Below are 19,979 nucleotides of genomic sequence, written 5' to 3'. Positions count from 1 at the left end.
ATATAAATATTAATAGATAGAATAAAAGTAACCTGAAAATCTTGGGTTGCTTTTTATGTTTTATTTACTAATTAAATAAAAACATAAAGATCTGAATTAGTTGGAAGAGTTATAATTAGGAGAATCTCTTAACTTACTATCTACACGATGACTAACTAGGAAAGGTGAGGGATAGATGATTGTATATGAGGCAATAAAGAGTGAATTTCTAAATGATGTTTATGAAGATCGGCTGGTAGAAAACATATCGAACAATTACGTGGATAAGATCGGTAAGATAAATAAGAGTGAATTGCGCTCTTGGGATAATTCTATGAATTACATGTATAAAATTCTTATGGACCCGAGTATACCTGATGATGTAGGAGTAGCAGTTGAGTTTAAAGTACCGCACACGTCTAGACGAGTGGATTTTCTTATATCTGGTAGTAATGATACTAGTCAATCCGTTGTAATAATAGAGTTAAAACAGTGGCAAGAGATAGATAAAGTAGAAGGAAAGGAAGCAGTTGTAAAGACTGTACTAGGAGGAGGAAAAAGAGAAACAACGCATCCTTCTTATCAAGCATGGTCTTATGCTTCCTTGATCAAGGATTATAATGCGAATGCTCAGGAAGGACAGATTGAGCTATATCCTTGTGCATATTTACACAATTATATTAAGTTGAATGAAAATGATCCTATCGTAGATGAAGTCTATCAATATTACGTTGATAAGGCGCCGATTTTTAGAAAAGGTGACTCCAGTCAACTTCGTAATTTCATTAAAAAATATATTAAATATGGTGATAACAAATTAAACCTTTATAGGATTGAAAATGGGAAAATACGTCCATCCAAATCTTTGCAAGACGCACTCCTCGGAATGTTGAAGGGGAATGATGAGTTTGTGATGATAGATCAGCAAAAAGTCGTTTTTGAAACTGCACAATGGCTTGCTAGAGAAGCAATCAGAACAAATCAGAAGCAAGTACTTGTAGTAAAGGGAGGACCTGGAACAGGGAAGTCTGTCTTAGCTATTAATCTACTTGTAGCTCTTACCGCACAAAACATGGTTTGTCAGTATGTGACAAAGAATGCGGCACCGAGAACTGTGTATGCCCAGAAGTTAAAAAAAGATTATCGAAAAGGAAATATAGATAATCTCTTTAAAAGCTCGGGGAGTTACATAGAGACACCTGTTAACGAGTTTGATGTATTAATTGTTGATGAGGCACACCGCTTGAACGAGAGATCCGGAATGTTTAGTCATTTGGGTGAAAATCAAATGAAAGAGATTATTAATGCATCGAAGCTCTCTATATTTTTCATTGACGAGCGTCAACGAGTTACATTAAAAGACGCAGGTAGTATTGATTCGATACAGTTATATGCTTCTGAGCTTCAGGCTCAGGTTTCATTTGCCGAATTAGACTCACAATTTAGATGTAATGGTTCTGACGGATATATGGCTTGGATTGACCATATTCTTCAAATTAAAGAGACTGCTAACGCTGATTTTCTTGGGACTGACTATGATTTTCGAGTTTTTCAAAATCCAAATGAAATGAAAGAAGAAATTTTCAGACTAAATAAGGTGAATAATAAGGCACGATTATTAGCTGGCTATTGCTGGAACTGGAACAAAGAAGGAAAAAATAACTCAAATATCTATGACATCACTATCCCAGATTACCAATTCGGTATGAGTTGGAATCTTGCTAATACAAGTAGTTGGGCAATTGACGAGAATTCAGTTCACCAGGTTGGATGTATTCATACTTCTCAGGGACTTGAATTTGATTATGTAGGTGTATTTATTGGAGATGATCTATTCTTCGATAATGATGAGATAAAAACTGATTTTTCGAAGAGAGCTAAAACAGATAATTCTTTAAAAGGAATTAAGCAGATGTACAAGGAAGATCCCAATAAAGCCTTGACTCTAGCAGATGAAATAATTAGAAATACTTACAGAACTTTATTAACTAGAGGTCAGAAGGGGTGCTTTGTATACTGTACAAATAAAGCATTAGAAAAATACTTTATACAGCAATTGAATGCGTTGAACAAATACGATTATATGAACAAGGAAATAAACATGAAAAATCTTATTGCAGAAGAGAAGCCTAGTTCATATGAATAAATCATTGCTGTATAGTTTTTTTCTATTTCCAAAATTGAGGTGTCCTTATGAAACAAGGCCTATACGAGCAAGTTATCAACCAAATCACGAATCTACAGCTAGATGAACTTAATACCAATGAATATACAATTGGCCGAGAGGGAATGGATCCAGAGGAAGCTAGACTTATACTTTCCAGTTACATCTCGATTGTCACTCGTAAAGCACTGAAAATGGTACGTGAACAAATTAGTGATAACAAAGAGGCACTTCTCGCCCAGATTAGAGCTTGTAATGACATGATTATAACGCTCAAAAATAATCTGGATGAAAGAGAATTTGACGATCTCCAGATTTCAGAGCAAGGCGAAGTGCTTACCCATATCTACTCGAAGATCAATACCATTAGAGCAGTAAAGGATATCAAAGAGCTCCGTCCTGTCACTCCTATGTCCCAAAGCTCCTTATTCACTGGATCTAAAGCCGAGCCAGAGCTCATGAATGAATTAAAGCATGAAATAATAAGTGCCGACCGAATTGAATTACTCGTCTCTTTTATTAAATGGAGCGGGCTTCGCTGTCTTATGGAAGAGTTCAGACAATTTACTGATCGTGGTGGTAAGCTTCGCGTGATTACGACTACATATATGGAAGCAACCGATTATAAGGCGGTAATGGAGCTAAGTAAGCTCCCGAATACGGAGATCAAAATATCCTATGACATTGAGCGTACGCGACTTCATGCCAAAGCATATATGTTCCACCGAGATACAGGATTTACTACAGCTTATATTGGCTCTTCTAACCTGTCAAATCCTGCACTTACAAGTGGACTGGAATGGAATATCAAGATTACGGAGAAGGATTCGTATGATGTTCTCAAGAAAATAGAAGCTACCTATGAGAGTTATTGGCATGATAGAGATTTTAAATCTTTCAGTGGTGCAGATGAACAAGATGTGAATCAGCTTAAGCTGGCTCTCCGTCGTTCGAAGGATCTTGTAGAGAATAAGAATGGGACGTTTTCTTTTGATATTATGCCCTTTGAATACCAGAAAGAAGTGCTTGAAAAACTGGATGCACAGCGAAAAATTTATGGGGAGATGCGTAATTTAGTAGTAGCCGCTACCGGTGTCGGAAAGACAGTTATCTCTGCATTTGATTATAAAAGGTTTCGTAAGGAGAACGGTGGTAAGGCTAGACTGTTATTTGTTGCCCATCGTGAGGAAATACTAAATCAAAGTAGAGATACATTTCGATATATAATAAAAGACCTTAATTTTGGCGAACTACATGTAGGCAGACATAAGGCAGATGAGATAGACCATCTATTTATTAGTATTCAAAGTTTCAATTCGATGAAGCTATCTGAGATGACAACACCTAATTTTTACGATTATATTGTGGTGGATGAGTTCCACCATGCGGCAGCTCCATCCTATCAGAAGCTTTTGAACTATTATGATCCTAAGATTCTACTCGGATTAACTGCCACACCTGAGCGCATGGACGGGGCAGATATCTTGGAGTATTTTAATCACTCTATAGCTGCTGAGATTCGTTTAACGGATGCCATTGATCGCAAACTATTAAGTCCGTTTCAGTATTTTGGTATTGCGGATATGGTAGATTTGTCTAAGGTAAAGTGGACGCGTCGTGGATACGACATGGAGGAACTCGAAAACTTATATACAAACAATAAAATTAGAGTAGCTCAGATTCTAAATAGTCTGAAACGTTATGTAACAGACCTGAATGAAGTGAAAGGGCTTGGATTCTGCGTAGGTGTGGAGCATGCGAATTATATGGCGAAGGTATTTAACGAGAGCGGAATTCCTTCACTCGCACTACATGGAGGTTCCAGTACCATGGAACGTGAGCAGGCAAAACAACTGCTTGTTAGTGGGCAGATTAAGCTCATATTCGTAGTAGATCTATATAATGAAGGTGTAGACATTCCAGAGATTAATACGGTTCTATTCCTCAGACCTACGCAGAGCTTAACTGTATTCTTGCAGCAATTAGGCCGCGGATTACGGTTAGCAGAAGGGAAAGAATGCTTAACGGTACTGGATTTTATCGGACAAGCACATCAGGATTATAACTTCCAAGAGAAGTTTAGAGCGATGATCGGGAGAAGCAGACATTCGATACAATATTATTTAGAAAATGGATTCTCTCATTTACCACGAGGCAGTTATATTGAACTTGAAAAGCAAGCTCGTGAATACGTACTTCGAAATGTAAAACAAGCCCGTATCAATCGAAGAAGCATCGTCCAGCGAATGAAGTATTTTGAATCCGATACAAGATTAACGCTAACCATAAAAAACTTTACAAATTATTATGGAATGAGTTTGTATGAATTGTATGGGGGACGCTCTGGTAAAAGATTGTTCCGAGAAATGATGGTAGAAGCTGGGGTTAAAGAAGCATTCACTATGGATGGCTTGGAAGACATAAAGGGACGTATCCCAGCCATTTTATCCATTAATTCTAGAAGATGGCTCCATTTCTTACTTCGTTACATTAATGAAGGTTATGAGCCAATAACGGAAGAAGAGCAGCTTATGATTCAGATGTTCTATTATACATTTTACCGCTCTGAACCATCGAAACGAGGATTCAATAGTACGAAAGAAGCAATACAGTATATCCTCGCTTGCAAAGAGTTTAAAGAAGAGATCGTTGAGATTTTAACATATAATTTGGAACATATTGATTTTGTTGATTTACCGAATACGTTTCCATTTGCTTGCCCATTAGATGTACATTGTAGCTATACAACGGACCAGGTAATGGCGGCATTTGGATACTATAATGAAGAGAAGGCACCCGCTTTTCGCGAAGGTGTGAAACATTTTGAAGATAAGATGCTAGATATCTTTATATTTACTTTGAATAAGTCGGATAAGGATTTTTCACCTTCCACACTCTATGAAGATTATGCAATAAATGAACGTCTATTTCATTGGCAGTCGCAAAGCCGAACGTCAGCGGAATCGGGTACGGCACAGCGTTATATCCACCACAGAGAGCTTGGGCACCAGATTGCTCTATTTGTGCGTGAATATAAGGAAGAGAATCAGTTCACTTCCCCATTCATTTTCTTAGGAGAAGCAAATTATGTGAGTCACAGCGGAACGAAGCCAGTCAGTTTTGTATGGGAGCTTAAGGAAGAAATGCCGGCAGCACTCGTTCCGGTAGCAAATAAAGTCATCGTGTAGGAAGTGATAAAAATGCTAGAAGTGGCAGCAGCCATCATTGAGAATAAAGAGGGTGAAATCCTAATCGCGCGTAGGCGTGAAGGGAAATCACAAGCTGGATTCTGGGAATTTCCTGGGGGCAAACTGGAGCCTGGGGAGACTCCTGAGGTTTGCCTCAAACGCGAACTAAAAGAAGAAATGCAAATTGAGATCGAGCCGTATGCTTATTTTGGAATCAATGAGCATCAATATGAGACGGTAACGATTCGTCTGATTGCTTACAAGGCGCATCTACTTGGCGGAACAATTCAGTTAGTCGATCATGATGATGTTCGCTGGGTACGGCCGCAGGATCTAGGGCTATTTAGGTTTGCACCTGCAGATGTTCCATTCGTTCAGATGCTTATGGACTAAACCACATAGTGTGTGTAGTTTCATGATTTTAAATGATGAGTTAGACAATGATAGAGCGAAGATAGAGAGGGGACGATCAGAACCATGCCAACATACAACAAGTTAGTAAGGGATTTAATTCCGAATATCATCCAGTCTCAAGGTAAATACTGTAAGACTTCTATTTTGGGTGAGGAAGCCTACAAGATGGAGCTGAGAACAAAGCTGGAAGAGGAACATAAAGAATATCAAGAAGCGGAAACAGACGCACTAGCTAATGAAGAATTAGCGGATATGCTGGAGGTCATTTACTCCCTGGCTTCCGTTCACGGTATTAGTGAAGAGGAACTAAATGAGATTCGTAAAGTAAAAGCAGATCAGCGTGGAGCATTTAAAAAACGGATATTTCTCATTGAGGCGGATAAGTAGATGCCGGATATTCGTTTAATTACAGAGAACCTGGCCGATGAACTCATCGAGGGCATTGGCCGGGCATCTGGTATTTACATTATGACCTCTTTTGTTATGGATTCGGGAGTGAAATTATTAGCTCCTCACCTCGAAAAAGCCATTCGCCGCGGAGCGGAAGTCAAGCTTTTAGCCGGCGATTATTTACATATTACACAGCCAAACGCGTTGCGCCGTTTGCTGCAAATAGAGGGTCTAGAACTTCGCATATGGCGAAGCCGAGGTACCTCTTTTCATCCTAAAGCCTACTTGTTGGATTATGACAGTGATGAGGGTCTGTTTATCGTAGGTTCTTCTAACATGTCGTCTTCTGCTTATAAGATGGGGTTTGAATGGAATCTGGCTATGAGTGCACAGGCTGAGCCTTATACGTTTCAGGAAGCACTAGAGAAGTTCATGAACAGCTTTTATCATGAGCAGACCGAACCAGTAAATATAGAAACCATCCTAATATATGAACAGCAGTACCAGGAGTACCGGGATAAATACCCGGAGATGACAGCAATGGTATCCCGAATGGAAGAGTCTGAGCTTACTCCTATGACACCAGAAGAGTTGTCTAGTGATGTGATGGATCGGGATGAATCAGCAAGTGTTAAACAAGAAGAACGGCCGATGCTCATTCCCCGTCCGGCACAAGCTATGGCACTGGAAGAACTGGGTAGAACGATAGAAGAAGGGTACGACCGGGCGATTACAATTATGCCAACTGGTCTTGGAAAGACTTATTTGGCGGCTTTTTTTGCTGAAAGGTTTAAGCGAGTGCTCTTTATTGCTCATAGGGAAGAATTACTTCACCAAGCACGTCGCACCTTTAAGCATGTAATGCCAGAGCGATCGACAGGTCTGTACGATGGGAAAACAAAGGAAGCAGATAAAGACATGGTATTTGCTTCTATCTATACGCTGGGAAGGAAACGTCACCGGGATGTTTTTCGGGAACAATCTTTTGACCTGATTGTGGTAGATGAGTTCCATCATGCAGCCGCAGATACATATCAAGCAGTCCTTCAGGAGCTGAAAACAAGTTTTTTACTCGGTGTCACTGCAACACCGGACCGTATGGATGGCAAAGATATCTATGCATTATGTGATGGGAATGTCGCATTTTCGATGCATTTCATTGAGGCTATTGAGCGAGGTTGGTTAAGCAAATTCCATTACTACGGAGTATATGATGCAATTGATTATTCGAAGGTAAGCTGGCTTGGGACAAAGTACGATGAACAGGAACTACTGACAGAACAATTACAGGATGACGTCGTACAGCGTATTTATCAGGCTTGGCTGGAAAATAAACTGACTCGGACGATTGCATTTTGTTCTTCCATTGTACAGGCAGATTATCTCACGGCTTTGTTCCGTAAGCAGGGGCATCAAGCAATAAGTCTTCATTCGAACACCAAAGAAATATCTAGACCAGATGCCATACAGCAATTGGGATCGGGTGAACTGGAACTCATTTTCACAGTGGATTTATTTAATGAAGGGGTAGATATCCCGGCTGTGGACACGTTATTGTTTGTTCGGCCAACGGAGTCACTCACTGTGTTTACACAGCAGGTTGGGCGCGGACTTCGGACGCATAAAGGAAAAGAAGTATGCCATATTATTGATTTAATCGGGAACTACCGAAATGCGGATTTGAAGCTGTCACTATTTTCACCGCCTGGTGCTGAGGAGAACTCCAAAAAGAAAAAGGAAACATTTCTTCCGGCTGTTCCTGAGGGGTGTTCCCTTGAATTTGATTTGCAAGCAATAAACTTACTCAAGGAATTGCATCTCAAGCGGCAGCCTTTGAAGGAAAAACTTCATTCTGCATACTTGGATGTAAAACAACAGTTGGGGAGAAGACCAAGTTATGTGGAGTTACATTTGCATGGTGGGATGAACTCAAAACAATATCGTCAGCAGTTCGGTTCCTATGTTGGTATGCTCAGTTGGGCAGAGGAACTAATGGATGAAGAGCAGCTGGTATACGAGAAGTATAAGAATTGGCTTGAAGAAGTCGAGAACACCAATATGTCTAAGAGTTACAAAATGGTTATCCTCCTAGCTATGCTGGATCGAGGAATAGAAAAGTGGAACGAATCGATTACAGCGGAAGAGGCAGCCCCATTCTTCTATCATTACCTTATGAATAAAGAGTATCGCAAGTTAAAAGACTTTTCGGACAAGAAGACCCGTAAGCTATGGGATTATGATAGCGATAAAATCGGACAATTGATATCGGATATGCCGATGTCGAAATGGGCGGGAAGTGCAAAAGGGTTGATAGATTATGATGGTGTGCATTTTGTTGTCCATCTAGATTTGCAGGAGGCACCTGTAGAAACACTTGAGGTTCTGTATCAATGGACGTGGGAAATTGCCCAGTATCGGTTAGCAGTTTACTTTGAGCGGAACCATACTTTAGTAAGTTAATCAGGATCCTATTAAATAGTTGAGAGATATTTAACAAGCCATATAGTTGCTTCTAGTACATACTGGAGGCAACTTATTTTTAAATTACTAGTTGTTCAATAAAGTAGATTCAGTTGGAAATGACTAATCATGAATTGTATTCCTTTTTATGAAGTACATAAGATAGAGAAGATATAACAGGTAGGGAAGAATGTCGGATGTAGTATTTTCCAGTATTTGATAGAATAAACTCACCTTAAATAACAGTGAGAGTGAATGCCTTATGGTGAAAATATTGGTCTCACCTGATCAGCTGCTGGACGTTGCCGGACGCTTCTTGGCCCAGCGGCAGGAGCTGGAACGGATATGCGATCGACTGGATAAACAAATTTATTTTATAAGAGAAGGCTGGTCTGGGGCAACAAAAGAACGGTTTTTCCAGGAGTATCTAGTGGCCCGGCAATCCATGGGCGTGACAATGGAGCAGATTTCTTCCATTGCACAGCAGCTGAATTTTATTGCGAGAAGTTTTGCTGAGGCGGATGGTGAAGGAGGATCGGCAATTGTTATGCCTAGCCTACCTCCGGAAGTTGAGGCAAAGCTAAAAAATGGAGTTGATTTTACAGCTTCTGCAGTTAAGGGAGTAGGCGCTACAATAGAAGGACTCTTTGATGATGCATTAGGTGTTGGGAAAAGCTTTTTGGAGAATCCATTCGGGGCGGCCTTCAATATAGGATATGCACTTACGATTGGGAAAGTAGTCGACGTTGGTATGGGGTTACGCTTCGCTTGGGATTACGCATGGGGAGCGGGAACCGCACGATCCGATGCTGAACAGTTTGTAGAAGAGATGAAGCAAGGATATGAAAAACAAGGTGCAGGTTACTATTCCGGCTATGTGGTAAGTCAGGCAGCTGCATATTTAACGATAGGGAAGCTTCTGAAGAATAAGGATGATGTTCTAGGAGGTTCTGGAGGAAAAAGCAAGACCGAAGGTTCTAGTGAGGTTAATAATACTAGAGTATCAGATATTGAAATTAAATATCCATTAAGTACAACTAATAAAAAGCATCTTAACAAGCATAATATTGAGTCGATTGCACAACAATCAATATATTTATCGGATGCCCAGTTAGCAGATAAATTAGAATCTAGTTTTTTTAATCCAAAATGGAGCAAAGATGACATAAATAAATATGCTGAAATAGCTTATAACGATTTAAAAAGTCAAGGTAAAACTGGTCATCTGACCTATGAAATAGACGGAGAAATAATAGAGGTTTTTGTTCATCCTGATGGTCAATTTGGCACAGTGTATGGAAGACATAAATTCACAGTAGAGGATATTAAAAAAATGACTGAATAAGGTGGAGAATGATGTTCAAAATCAGTTATAAGTTATTTGAAAATGAGAATGTAGAAGGAAACGAGTTAAATGGGGCAGATGGATATTTTCAGTTTGAAATTGATAATGAAACCTATGGTATTTTTATAACTGAAGAAATTGATGATTTTTCTGTTTCTGTTTATTGGTGGATGTATTATCTTTTAGAGGCTGTATTAATTCTGAAAACTGAGAGATATGTTTTAATAAGTGATATCGAAAAGCCATCAATATGGATTGAACTAAAAAAGGAAAAAGATGTAGTGGGAATAAGTAAGGTTTCTGCTGATAAACCTAAAGGAAGTGGAGCAATTGAAACAAAAAAAATGCCGAATTTAATGTATCAGTATTGGAAAGAAAAAAGGGTTACTTATGAAGACTTGAAAAAAGAAGTAATAGATAAAACTAAGCTATATGTTGAAGAGTTAAGAATATTAAATAATGAGAATAATAAATATATTTTGAGTTTGAAAAGATTAATACTAGAGATCGAAAAATAAAAATCAAATAATTAAGTCTTGATAGGCAATAGTCTTTACGTTTTTTTAGAAAATCCAGATCCTGATGAGTATAAATTTACAATATAATTCCAGACCTACAAAAAACTCTTTCCAAGTAAATAATACGTGGAAAGAGTTTTTTTCATTTATGAATTCAGTTACCCCTGCAAAACCTTATTCAAGCTCTGCGTCGTCTCATTAAGCCTCACAATACTCTGCACCATATCGGTAACTCGTTCCTGTTGTAGCTCAGCGCTAGCAAGGACTTCCTCTACGGAAGCCGCAGATTGTTCGGTCACCGAGGATACGGAGTTCAGCTCATCATTAATTCGTGCTGAGGATTCCTTTAGCTGACTGTTGAGGTTCTCGAGGTATGCAGCTTGCTCCCTAACTTCGGTTGTATTGATATCAATGTCTGTAAAGAGTTTTTCAATAATATTGGTAGAAGCGGTTCCTGCAATAGAAGCCTTTCTTCCTTCGGAAATACGAATGGCTGCAGTGCCGACATCTTTTTGAATGGAATACAAAATATCGGCAATATCAGCAGAAGAGCGCTGCGTAGACTGTGACAGATTACGGATTTCAGTGGCAACTACGGCGAAGCCTTTTCCATGTTCACCGGCACGAGCTGCTTCAATCGATGCATTCAGAGAGAGCAGGTTGGTCTGTGTACTGATATCTTGAATCGCAGAAAGAATCCCGCCAATCTTCACATTCTCTTTATTTACCTTTTCAATTATTTGCGTGGTGTCTTCGACGATTTCAGATACGAGACGAATAATAGAGGTCAGTTCCGCTACCTGAATCTTTCCATCCTTGGTTAGTTCTGCCGCATCTCGAGCTCGTTCGCTTGTTGTGCTTGAAGCATGAAGGGTTCTTTCCACGGATTCATTTAATTCATGCATCGCAGAACTGATATCTGACACGCTGCCTGCTTGAGATTCAATACCCGTTGATATTTCTTGAAAAGCGGACAATACTTCTTTGTTAATCTTGCCTGCCATGTCTGCATTCTCGTTAAGCTCTGTTCCCGACGTAGTCATAACGGTAGATACATGACGTACCTCGTTCATGAGCAGTTCCATTTTCTGTCTGGCCAGATCCGATTCTTGCATACTGGATTTCATGCGTTTCAGCATTCGTTTTCCTATCGTGCTTTGACCGAGCAAGGTGAGCAAGGTAACCACATAATACGCGTTAGATCCGAGTAAATCCTCACCTACATAGATGGCATAGCAGAAATAGTTGAGGACGATCAGCCCAATGATACCGTTCACAAGCAGCGGTTTCATATCCATGTAGAGAGAGCAAAGAGCTAGACCCACAAACAAGATGACATAATCTGCTGGCCATTTGCTTGCGTACATGAAAGTAAAACAAATGACATTAAAACCGATCGCGACGATATACATGGTTTGAGCGACGTACCATTTTTTAAAGTAGAACAGGGTACATACCGCTGCTATGGGAACAGCAGTACATAGAATAGATAGCATTATATCTAAACTCCGATAACAAGCAGCGAGTCCAAGAGCGGTACAGATCCATAACAATCTAACCATTAGACCATTTCGTTGATGCAATTCTTTTAATTCTTCTGACATTCATTTCTTCCTCTCGTTAAGGTGATGTGATTTCCTTAGTAACCACTTGTTATAGACATGTTTCTGCCACTATTCCCGCTAGGGCTTTTCGCTCTTGTGAAAAGGGTTGCGTATTTTGTAGGTAAAACGAACTCTATAATAAAGGTCTATATTACTATATCGTCTGGAAACGATTCATAACTTATAGTGAAATAATCATTTGAAATGAAATTTTTTTGGAGAATTGTAGGTTTTTAAAACTTTTTGTATATATGCAAAAAAACACCTCAGACCCTGAGTTTGAAGGGGGAAGGTGTTTTGCTTTTGCTATGAAAAAATACCATTTGGCTCTATATATCCCAATGTATATTTACAATTTTACTCATACACTCGTACATTTCCTGCTCCTGTTGCGAATCTAGCCTCCTTAGCTCCGGTGCCGATCGTAAGGTCTGGTTCAGATGACTCTGTTTGTTCGATCACTTCTCCAAGTAGCTCCAGTTTGCCCGCACCCGTTCCGGCAATGATGGTAAATGCATCTGGTGTATCTGTTTTAAAAAAGATATTTCCTGCACCGGATTCAGCATTCAGTTTGCTGGCATTCACTTGCTTCATATCGAGGTTACCCGCATCGGTTTTTATCACCATTGTATTAGTATTCATATGTTCTGCTGTTATGTTCCCGCTTTGCGTAATAAGGGAAATCTGCTCATACATTTTCTCAGGGACAATAAGGGAGAGAGTAAGCGGCTCTTTATTCAGATTTCCGTTTACAGTACTGGGTTTTGCAGCGGTCCCATCGGGTACGCGAGTATCTACAATGAGTGTGTGCTCGCTTGTCGACAAAAGCAGTTCAGGTGCAACTTCTTCATGAAGTTCCTCGTTATTCAGCGTAGCAGTGATATGGTCCGTATTAGGCTCCATTTTTATAAAAATATTTCCTATGTAGTGATGACCGATTTCGATTGTACGAATATCTGCCCCGTTCACTTCTTTCGTCTGCGTACCTTGTTCAGTAGAGGTAGAAGAGTCGTTCTTTGTTATGATTGATTGGTCTTGATTCACGGTCTGGTTTGGCTGGGTCACTGTGTCATTTGGGGGAGGAGAATTTTCATTATTCTCTTGAGCACAGGCACTCAGGAACATCGTTGTCGTGAATAAAGTGATGAGCACTTTCTTCATATCGGTTCACTCATTTCTCGTCTTGGTTAGGTAGATTTCATGTGTTACATCTAAAGAGTGTATACCCTTAAACAGCAGATTTGAAATGGATACAAAATAAACTGGGTGCTTCTTTATTTGATTTATGTTACTAGAATTGTATAATTAACATCTTTTGAAATAACGCGTGGTTTCCAAGGGCCGTTTTTTAGTCCTGTAATTACAAATGAACTGTATATATGTATAATATTGTAATATATTTTGTTGAGGCGCCTGTAACCTAATGAAGCGAAGGAGTTGGGAGCGGTGGAGGTTAAAACTCAGAATGCCGATGAGCAGAACAATGAGATCGGCCAATTGAAATGAACAGGCTCACAATGCTGATGGTTTTGTTTCTTTTGATTACCGCATGTAGTAACGGCTCATTGCAACCTCTTGATTCTCCTTCTAGGGAGTTTCTAACAGAACAAGGTTATGAAATCATTCGGCAAGAAGATCCTGTTTATGAACACAAGCTCACTAGAGAAGATCTGACACAGCTGCCGCATCAAATGTATTGGAGCGTTCAATCTGTAGATGCCGCTGTGTATATAGGGAAAATGATTTATACCACTAAGTTCTATGTTACGAATCACCCTTTAGAGAGGGCCCCTTCCAATCCTCAGGACCAAACCATTGTGTGTGTAATGCAGACAGAGAATGAGGTGATTGGAGGGTACAGCTTACCGGACCTAGACTCCCCTACAGATGGAGGGGTGTACTCACTAGATGGACGGACGCTGGAGGAGTTCTCAGGAATGAATTACGGGACATGGAAACGACAGTGGGATGAGAAGTACAATTGAGGGTTATTAAAATACTTCCAACAGATAGAGGGTGTCATAACTATGAATTTAATCCGATTTTTATCCATGACAGAGGCGTACGCGAGAGACATTGCTACATGGACATATCCTGAGCCTTACCAGTTCTACAGTATGGGAGACGATGAAGAAACGATTCATGAACTCATGGACGGAAGTTATCATGCCGCTCTGGATGAACAAGGGGAACTCATTGGGTTTATTTGTACCGGAGAAGCGGCAAGGGTTCCGGGAGGATATGCAGCAGGCATTTACAATAACGATCAGCAAATAGATATAGGACTAGGAATGAGACCTGACCTGACAGGAAACGGGCTAGGAGCCTCTTTTTTAGTAGAGGGTCTTCATTTTATTTGGAATAATAAGAACCAGAAGAATGTTCAACTCGTCGTGGCTACGTTCAATGAACGAGCCATTAAGGTGTATGAGAGAGTTGGCTTTCAGAAGGGAAGGACATTTCTTAGTAGAGACAGGGAGTTTATCGTAATGAACAAAGTATACAAATAAAATAGACAGCCAAAGACTTAGCTTTGACTGTCTTACAGAATACGGCAAGCGCCGTATCTTTTTGATGTAAACAACGAATTCTAAAATTCTTTACCCCGCACCTTAGAGAAGACCATCGTGTCCGAAAGTTGATGATTCACATCCAGACTGTCTCCGCGCAGAATTCCTTCAAGTACAAATCCGTTTCTCTCCGCTACCTTGGCACTCTTTACATTCCTCGCGTCGCAGCGGATTTCAATTCGGTTCGCTGCAAGTTCATGGATGGCATAGTTCGTAACTGCTTCAACGGCTTCCGTCATATAGCCTTGTCCTGCATAAGAGCTTCGCAGCCAATAACCGATTTCGAATTTGCGAACATCCCAATCAATTCGGTGCAGCCCGCTGCTTCCAACGAATTGTCCATTTTCTTTGGAAAATAGTAAGAGTCTCAGGTCTGTACGCTCCAGAAATTTCAGATAGGCCTCTCTGATGTTAATCTCAGAATTCTCCGCAGTGAGCGAATCATTCGCAAACGGCATCCATGGGCGCAGTTCTTCCATGCTTTCCTGAACGGCTTCATAGGAGGCGGCGCCATCCCCGTATAAAGGTGCACGGATGATAAGTCTTGGGCTTTCAAAGGAATCCGGAATCGATAACATGATTTTTTCTTGGGTCTCTATGGACATCTGCTAACTCCTCCTGTAAAAATTTCTCATAAACATACCATGAGGTTTCATTTGTAGCAAGAGCTGGTTATGAAAAATCAGAATAGCCAAAAGAAGCCTATTAGATATGATCCAATAGGCTTCTTTTTTTAGAATTTGTAGTTATGTCGTCCTTACGAATCATGTGTATCAACGAGATTAATGATCTCACGTATATCTTTAATGTCTAACGCCTCTGCAATTCGTTCGATGTGGCTAAAGCTAATGTTTTCTCTTTTTCCATTTGAAAGTTCACTGAGAGCGGCATGTCTGACATCAGATAGCCTGGACAATTCTCGCAAAGAAATATTGCGCTCTTTAGTCAATTGACGTATGTTCACCACTACTTTTTTTGTCATCTCTACCACCGTCATCTCTTCTGTTTCTGTATTGACTATACGCATAAGCGTACCATATAATATTTTCAGGTTTGGTACTTGTATACGTATCAAATAGAAGCTTTATACATGGGGGAGTGTGATCTAATGGATGAGTTGACATTGAATTACCATCATCTGGATGAAGAAGAAGAGGCTCTGCTGAAACGGATGGATTTATGTAATGAATGTATCGATATTTTAATCGAGTTTATATCTGGGAAGGGCGATTCGATTGATTTTGTTACTGCAGAGGATATTGTGACGAGTATCCATCAAATGAATATAGATCTTTCTACCGAATTACTTCATGTAAGACTGGAAAAGGGCGCACTTCGGTATAAGGTCAACGAGCTTAAACAAAATGAGGCTAAGCAACAATTAGAAAGTGAAGAAGTAGAATTGATCAGCGGATAGTTTGTCAGAAGATTCGTAAGTAAGAATATTACCTAAGTTAGAATTTTAAATTATAGAACCAAATAACATGTTTATTACATAAAACCTGCCGTTACTTTTTTAAGTAATGACAGGTTTCTTTTATTTCAAATGTGGTCATATTTTCGGTCTTGTTTTGTAATTGATCCGAAAAACGAGCCCCTCATACGAAATTTGAGACCTTATATCACGCTCTACTTTCGAAGTATGATAATAACAGTAAATGTAAGTGCTTACATTAAAGAAAATTACAAAATAGATAGGAAAGGCAGGGGGAAGCAACATGGAGATTGAACCGAGCTCAAAATCGCCAGCATCCGTAAAGCCGGTTCATGCTGTACGTGAGAAAAAAACTCGCAGCTTGGGACGAAGATTCATTCAGCAGCGGCATGTGCAGACGATGGCATTACTTGGCATTGCCTGGATGTTCATATTCAACTACATTCCCATGTACGGCATCATTATTGCATTCAAGGAGTACAACATTATCGGTACCATCTCTGAAGCGCCATGGGTGGGGCTTGACCATTTTAAGGAGTTCTTTGAGGATGAGAATCTGGGGAATGTCATTCGCAACACGCTGGGTATGAGCTTACTGAAGCTCGTCATTGGGTTCCCCTTACCGATCGTTTTTGCACTATTTCTTAATGAACTTCGTTCAGTCCGGTTCAAAAGAACCGTGCAGACGATTTCATATCTGCCGCACTTTTTATCATGGGTTGTGCTCGGTGGCATTCTTGCTACCTGGCTGTCGGAGACGGGAATTATTAATGACTTTCTGATGGCCCTGAATTTCATTGATGCGCCAATTACGTATCTCGCAGAACCTAAATACTTCTGGACCATCATCATTACTTCGGACATATGGAAGGAACTTGGGTGGTCGGCTATTATTTATCTTGCTGCCATTTCCAGTGTATCGCCCGAAATGTATGAAGCAGCTACCATTGATGGAGCCGGTCGATTTCAGAAAATGTGGTATGTTACCCTTCCATCAATCAAATCGACGATTACGATTCTATTTATTCTGGCGGTCAGCGGTGTGCTGAACTCGAACTTTGATCAAATTCTCGTCCTTCGCAATTCGCTAAATGATAGTGCAAGTAATGTAATTGACTACTATGTCTATCAGACAGGTCTACTCTCTGGGCGGTATTCCTATGCAACAGCTGTAGGCTTACTAAAATCGGTTATTGCTCTGATCCTACTGCTTATAGCTAATAAAGTATCGAAAAAAATAAACGGAACATCCCTTTTCTAGGAGAAAGGAGGAGCCTATGTTGTGGGCACTTAATCGCAGAACGAAAGGCGAGGCTTTATTTGATACATTAAACACCCTTGCGATGATCATCATTTGTTTTCTTACACTGTATCCCATCTGGTACGTGCTTGTGAATGCTTTTAACGACGGATCGGATGCCATGAGCGGTGGTATTTACTGGTGGCCCCGTGAATTCAGCCTTGATAATTTCAAGGCGGTGTTTGCAAGTCCTGGAATTATGACGGCGATGGGAATTACGGTAGCAAAAACAGTGATAGGTACGGCCGTACATGTCTTTTTTACTGCAATGGTCGCTTATGCTCTTTCCCGAAGAGATCTGATCGGTGGTAAAATCTACATTTTGATTGGTACCGTAACCCTCTTTTTTGGTGGAGGTTTAATCCCTACCTTCTTGCTGATCCGCGATTTGCATCTCTTGGATAACTTTCTCGTGTATATTATCCCAGCGATGTTTAGTTTCTTTGATCTGATTATCTTCATGACGTTCTTCCGCGAAATTCCAAGCGGTCTGGAGGAAGCAGCACGAATTGATGGAGCGAACGACTGGTCTATTTTTTTGCGAGTTGTACTTCCGGTTTCCCTTCCGGTTATCGCAACGATTTCGCTCTTCCATGGGGTATATCAGTGGAATGATTATTTTACGGGGATGATTTACATCAATAATACGGATTTACAGCCGATTCAGACTTATCTATATCGTGTTGTTGCCCAGTCAAGTTCCAATCAGATGGTTGCCGCGGTGCAAGGAAGTGGAGTGACCAAGACGGTAACATCACAGTCTATCAAGCTGGCCACCATGGTCGTGACTACGCTTCCGATCGTGTTTGTCTATCCATTCCTACAAAAATACTTTGTGAAGGGAATGATGATCGGGTCCATCAAAGGCTAACACCCACAGCCAGCGTAATTCTGTTTTTGCTATTACTAAATAGAAAAGGGGTAAACAAATGAATCAAAAATTCGGTATGAAACGGATTCTTACCTTACTCTCTACAACATTGCTCGTTGTATCAACCGCTTGTTCTTCCGGCGGCGGAGAAAAAGAAGCAGAAGTGAAACCAAATGAGACACCAGCAGTACAGCTTAGTAAGGATGAGCCAGGCTGGAAAGTCGATACTTCCCCTATTACGTTTGATTGGTACCTGAATTTTTCTTGGTTTGCAAATACGTGGGGTGTCGATGCGACCTCCAAATTCATTACTGAAAAAACAGGAGTAAACATCAACTTTATCGTTCCTGCAGGAAATGAGAGCGAGAAAATGAATACCTTGATTGCATCCGGTAAACTGCCTGACTTTATTACGATTGATAAGGGCGATGATGCCGTACAGAAAATGATCGACGGTGGGTTGGTATTGCCGCTGAACGAACTGGCAGATGAGTATGACCCTTATTTCTATACTGCATCCGATGCTGCAAAATTATCTTGGTATACGAAAGCAGATGGTAACGTCTATGCTTATCCGAACGCATCTTCTTCCCCTGAAGATTACAAAAAGTATGGAGAAGACTATGTTTCGAACCAAGTATTCCTAGTAAGAAAAGATATGTACGAAGCGATCGGTAAACCGGACATGCGTACACCCGAAGGATTTCTTGCTGCGCTTCAAGCAGCTAAAGAGAAGTTCCCAGAGATCAATGGCCAGCCGCTGATCCCGCTTGGTATGCATGAGTTTGGAGAGACAGGTAACTATTCCATGGAAGGCTACCTGCAAAATCTACTCGCAATTCCAAAAGAAAAAGACGGGAAACTGTATGATCGTTCCACTGATCCAGAGTATATTACCTGGCTAAAAACGATTCGTCAGGCAAACGAACAGGGCTTACTGGCGAAAGATATCTTTATTGATAAACGCCCGCAAATGGAAGAGAAAATTGCGCAAGGCCGCTACTTTGCAATGATTTATCAACGCAGTGATATGGCAGCTCAGCTCAATACGCTCTATGCAAATGATCCAAATTCCGTGTATATTGCTGTAGACGGACCTTCGAATAAAAACTTGGATACACCAACACTGGATGGACCAGGCATCTCTGGATGGACTGTAACGCTCATCTCCAAAAATGTAAAAGACAAAGCACGCGCGATCCGTTTTCTGAGCTATCTGAATAGTGAAGAAGGAAACAAAGACCTGTACTTAGGTGAAAAAGGCGTATCGTACGACAACATCGACGGAAAAGATCAATTTAAACCAGAAGTGCTGGAGCTGCTGAATACAGATCGATCTGCATTTGACAAAAAATATGGAGCATCCCATACTTTCTGGATGTTGATGAATACCAATATTACGTCGCAGTGGGCTCCTAAGACCGTAGAACCATTCAAACAAATGGAAGACTGGACGAAGGGAAAAACAGTAAGCGCTTCCGAATTTGAATTACTGAATCCGACGGGTAACTCACCAGAAGGAATTATTAATACGAAGCTCGCTCAATTGTGGGGTAAGACACTGCCGAAGCTGCTAATGGCAAAAACGGATGCTGAATTTGATACGATCTGGGCGGAATTCCAAGAGAAACGTGTGAAAGACGGACTCGATAAAGTTCAGGCGTTCCAACAGCAGAAATACGAAGACAATGTGAAAAAGCTTGGTGAATTTTTGAAATAATGACGATATCCCTAAGAACCC

General features: G+C 40.4%; 17 protein-coding genes. 13 read left to right on the top strand and 4 right to left on the bottom strand.

The annotated features are described in order from the left end of the window. The first annotated feature begins 175 nt into the window (after positions 1–175). From KFT32_RS17120 to KFT32_RS17090, 7 genes are all read left to right on the top strand, one after another. A complete protein-coding gene (locus KFT32_RS17120) occupies positions 176–2,125 on the top strand; it encodes a DUF2075 domain-containing protein (RefSeq protein WP_211748454.1) in 1,950 nt (649 codons plus the stop codon). 47 nt (positions 2,126–2,172) lie between these two features. Further along, a complete protein-coding gene (locus KFT32_RS17115; protein ID WP_211748453.1) occupies positions 2,173–5,331 on the top strand; it encodes a DEAD/DEAH box helicase in 3,159 nt (1,052 codons plus the stop codon). Positions 5,332–5,343: 12 nt separating this feature from the next. Beyond that, entirely contained in the window at positions 5,344–5,724 is a 381-nt protein-coding gene (mutT, locus tag KFT32_RS17110) for an 8-oxo-dGTP diphosphatase MutT (protein ID WP_211748452.1), read from the top strand. Positions 5,725–5,808: 84 nt separating this feature from the next. Then, on the top strand, positions 5,809–6,132 hold the full coding sequence (locus KFT32_RS17105; protein ID WP_211748451.1) for a nucleoside triphosphate pyrophosphohydrolase: 324 nt from the start codon (positions 5,809–5,811) through the stop codon (positions 6,130–6,132). After that, a complete protein-coding gene (locus KFT32_RS17100; RefSeq protein WP_211748450.1) occupies positions 6,133–8,595 on the top strand; it encodes a DEAD/DEAH box helicase family protein in 2,463 nt (820 codons plus the stop codon). A gap of 262 nt (positions 8,596–8,857) precedes the next feature. Further along, positions 8,858–9,940, top strand: coding sequence for a WXG100 family type VII secretion target (locus KFT32_RS17095; protein ID WP_211748449.1), 1,083 nt, complete (start codon positions 8,858–8,860; stop codon positions 9,938–9,940). Positions 9,941–9,948: 8 nt separating this feature from the next. Further along, the gene (locus KFT32_RS17090) at positions 9,949–10,458 is read left to right on the top strand and encodes a hypothetical protein (protein ID WP_211748448.1); all 510 of its coding nucleotides are present in this window, start codon (positions 9,949–9,951) and stop codon (positions 10,456–10,458) included. A gap of 158 nt (positions 10,459–10,616) precedes the next feature. Here the strand turns inward: KFT32_RS17090 and KFT32_RS17085 are convergent, their stop codons facing one another. Together KFT32_RS17085 and KFT32_RS17080 are read right to left on the bottom strand one after the other, a co-directional pair. After that, a complete protein-coding gene (locus KFT32_RS17085) occupies positions 10,617–12,062 on the bottom strand; it encodes a methyl-accepting chemotaxis protein (protein ID WP_211748447.1) in 1,446 nt (481 codons plus the stop codon). Positions 12,063–12,419: 357 nt separating this feature from the next. Then, positions 12,420–13,223, bottom strand: a complete 804-nt coding sequence (locus KFT32_RS17080; protein WP_211748446.1) for a DUF4097 family beta strand repeat-containing protein — start codon at positions 13,221–13,223, stop codon at positions 12,420–12,422. A 341-nt stretch (positions 13,224–13,564) separates the two neighbouring features. Here KFT32_RS17080 and KFT32_RS17075 point away from each other — a divergent pair, with 341 nt between their 5' ends. After that, complete coding sequence (locus KFT32_RS17075; protein ID WP_211748445.1) at positions 13,565–14,047, top strand: hypothetical protein; 483 nt, start codon at positions 13,565–13,567, stop codon at positions 14,045–14,047. Between the two features lie 42 nt (positions 14,048–14,089). Next, on the top strand, positions 14,090–14,572 hold the full coding sequence (locus tag KFT32_RS17070) for a GNAT family N-acetyltransferase (RefSeq protein WP_211748444.1): 483 nt from the start codon (positions 14,090–14,092) through the stop codon (positions 14,570–14,572). A gap of 80 nt (positions 14,573–14,652) precedes the next feature. On the opposite strand, the gene KFT32_RS17065 is transcribed toward KFT32_RS17070, so the two are convergent. Both KFT32_RS17065 and KFT32_RS17060 read right to left on the bottom strand, forming a co-directional pair. Beyond that, a complete protein-coding gene (locus KFT32_RS17065; RefSeq protein WP_211748443.1) occupies positions 14,653–15,237 on the bottom strand; it encodes a GNAT family N-acetyltransferase in 585 nt (194 codons plus the stop codon). A 152-nt stretch (positions 15,238–15,389) separates the two neighbouring features. Beyond that, entirely contained in the window at positions 15,390–15,614 is a 225-nt protein-coding gene (locus KFT32_RS17060; protein ID WP_211748496.1) for a helix-turn-helix domain-containing protein, read from the bottom strand. Between the two features lie 126 nt (positions 15,615–15,740). Between KFT32_RS17060 and KFT32_RS17055 the strand changes: the two genes are divergently transcribed. The 4 genes from KFT32_RS17055 (at position 15,741) to KFT32_RS17040 (ending at position 19,958) form a co-directional block, all read left to right on the top strand. After that, the gene (locus KFT32_RS17055) at positions 15,741–16,049 is read left to right on the top strand and encodes a hypothetical protein (RefSeq protein WP_211748442.1); all 309 of its coding nucleotides are present in this window, start codon (positions 15,741–15,743) and stop codon (positions 16,047–16,049) included. A 301-nt stretch (positions 16,050–16,350) separates the two neighbouring features. Continuing rightward, positions 16,351–17,328, top strand: coding sequence for an ABC transporter permease (locus KFT32_RS17050; protein WP_211748441.1), 978 nt, complete (start codon positions 16,351–16,353; stop codon positions 17,326–17,328). 19 nt (positions 17,329–17,347) lie between these two features. Continuing rightward, positions 17,348–18,238: a carbohydrate ABC transporter permease gene (locus KFT32_RS17045; protein ID WP_481856347.1), complete on the top strand. Its 891-nt coding sequence runs from the start codon at positions 17,348–17,350 to the stop codon at positions 18,236–18,238. 58 nt (positions 18,239–18,296) lie between these two features. Continuing rightward, a complete protein-coding gene (locus KFT32_RS17040; RefSeq protein ID WP_211748439.1) occupies positions 18,297–19,958 on the top strand; it encodes an extracellular solute-binding protein in 1,662 nt (553 codons plus the stop codon). Positions 19,959–19,979: the final 21 nt, after the last annotated feature.

The organism is Paenibacillus sp. Marseille-Q4541, assembly GCF_018310695.1.
Classification (GTDB): domain Bacteria; phylum Bacillota; class Bacilli; order Paenibacillales; family Paenibacillaceae; genus Paenibacillus.
Note: the sequence above shows the minus strand (reverse complement) of the source record. Positions and strands in the feature narration are given on the sequence as shown.

Coding starts and splice junctions, on each gene's coding strand:
- KFT32_RS17120 (WP_211748454.1), top strand. CDS start 176: ATGATTGTATATGAGGCAATAAAGAGTGAATTTCTAAATGATGTTTAT.
- KFT32_RS17115 (WP_211748453.1), top strand. CDS start 2,173: ATGAAACAAGGCCTATACGAGCAAGTTATCAACCAAATCACGAATCTA.
- mutT (WP_211748452.1), top strand. CDS start 5,344: ATGCTAGAAGTGGCAGCAGCCATCATTGAGAATAAAGAGGGTGAAATC.
- KFT32_RS17105 (WP_211748451.1), top strand. CDS start 5,809: ATGCCAACATACAACAAGTTAGTAAGGGATTTAATTCCGAATATCATC.
- KFT32_RS17100 (WP_211748450.1), top strand. CDS start 6,133: ATGCCGGATATTCGTTTAATTACAGAGAACCTGGCCGATGAACTCATC.
- KFT32_RS17095 (WP_211748449.1), top strand. CDS start 8,858: ATGGTGAAAATATTGGTCTCACCTGATCAGCTGCTGGACGTTGCCGGA.
- KFT32_RS17090 (WP_211748448.1), top strand. CDS start 9,949: ATGATGTTCAAAATCAGTTATAAGTTATTTGAAAATGAGAATGTAGAA.
- KFT32_RS17085 (WP_211748447.1), bottom strand. CDS start 12,062: ATGTCAGAAGAATTAAAAGAATTGCATCAACGAAATGGTCTAATGGTT.
- KFT32_RS17080 (WP_211748446.1), bottom strand. CDS start 13,223: ATGAAGAAAGTGCTCATCACTTTATTCACGACAACGATGTTCCTGAGT.
- KFT32_RS17075 (WP_211748445.1), top strand. CDS start 13,565: ATGAACAGGCTCACAATGCTGATGGTTTTGTTTCTTTTGATTACCGCA.
- KFT32_RS17070 (WP_211748444.1), top strand. CDS start 14,090: ATGAATTTAATCCGATTTTTATCCATGACAGAGGCGTACGCGAGAGAC.
- KFT32_RS17065 (WP_211748443.1), bottom strand. CDS start 15,237: ATGTCCATAGAGACCCAAGAAAAAATCATGTTATCGATTCCGGATTCC.
- KFT32_RS17060 (WP_211748496.1), bottom strand. CDS start 15,614: ATGACAAAAAAAGTAGTGGTGAACATACGTCAATTGACTAAAGAGCGC.
- KFT32_RS17055 (WP_211748442.1), top strand. CDS start 15,741: ATGGATGAGTTGACATTGAATTACCATCATCTGGATGAAGAAGAAGAG.
- KFT32_RS17050 (WP_211748441.1), top strand. CDS start 16,351: ATGGAGATTGAACCGAGCTCAAAATCGCCAGCATCCGTAAAGCCGGTT.
- KFT32_RS17040 (WP_211748439.1), top strand. CDS start 18,297: ATGAATCAAAAATTCGGTATGAAACGGATTCTTACCTTACTCTCTACA.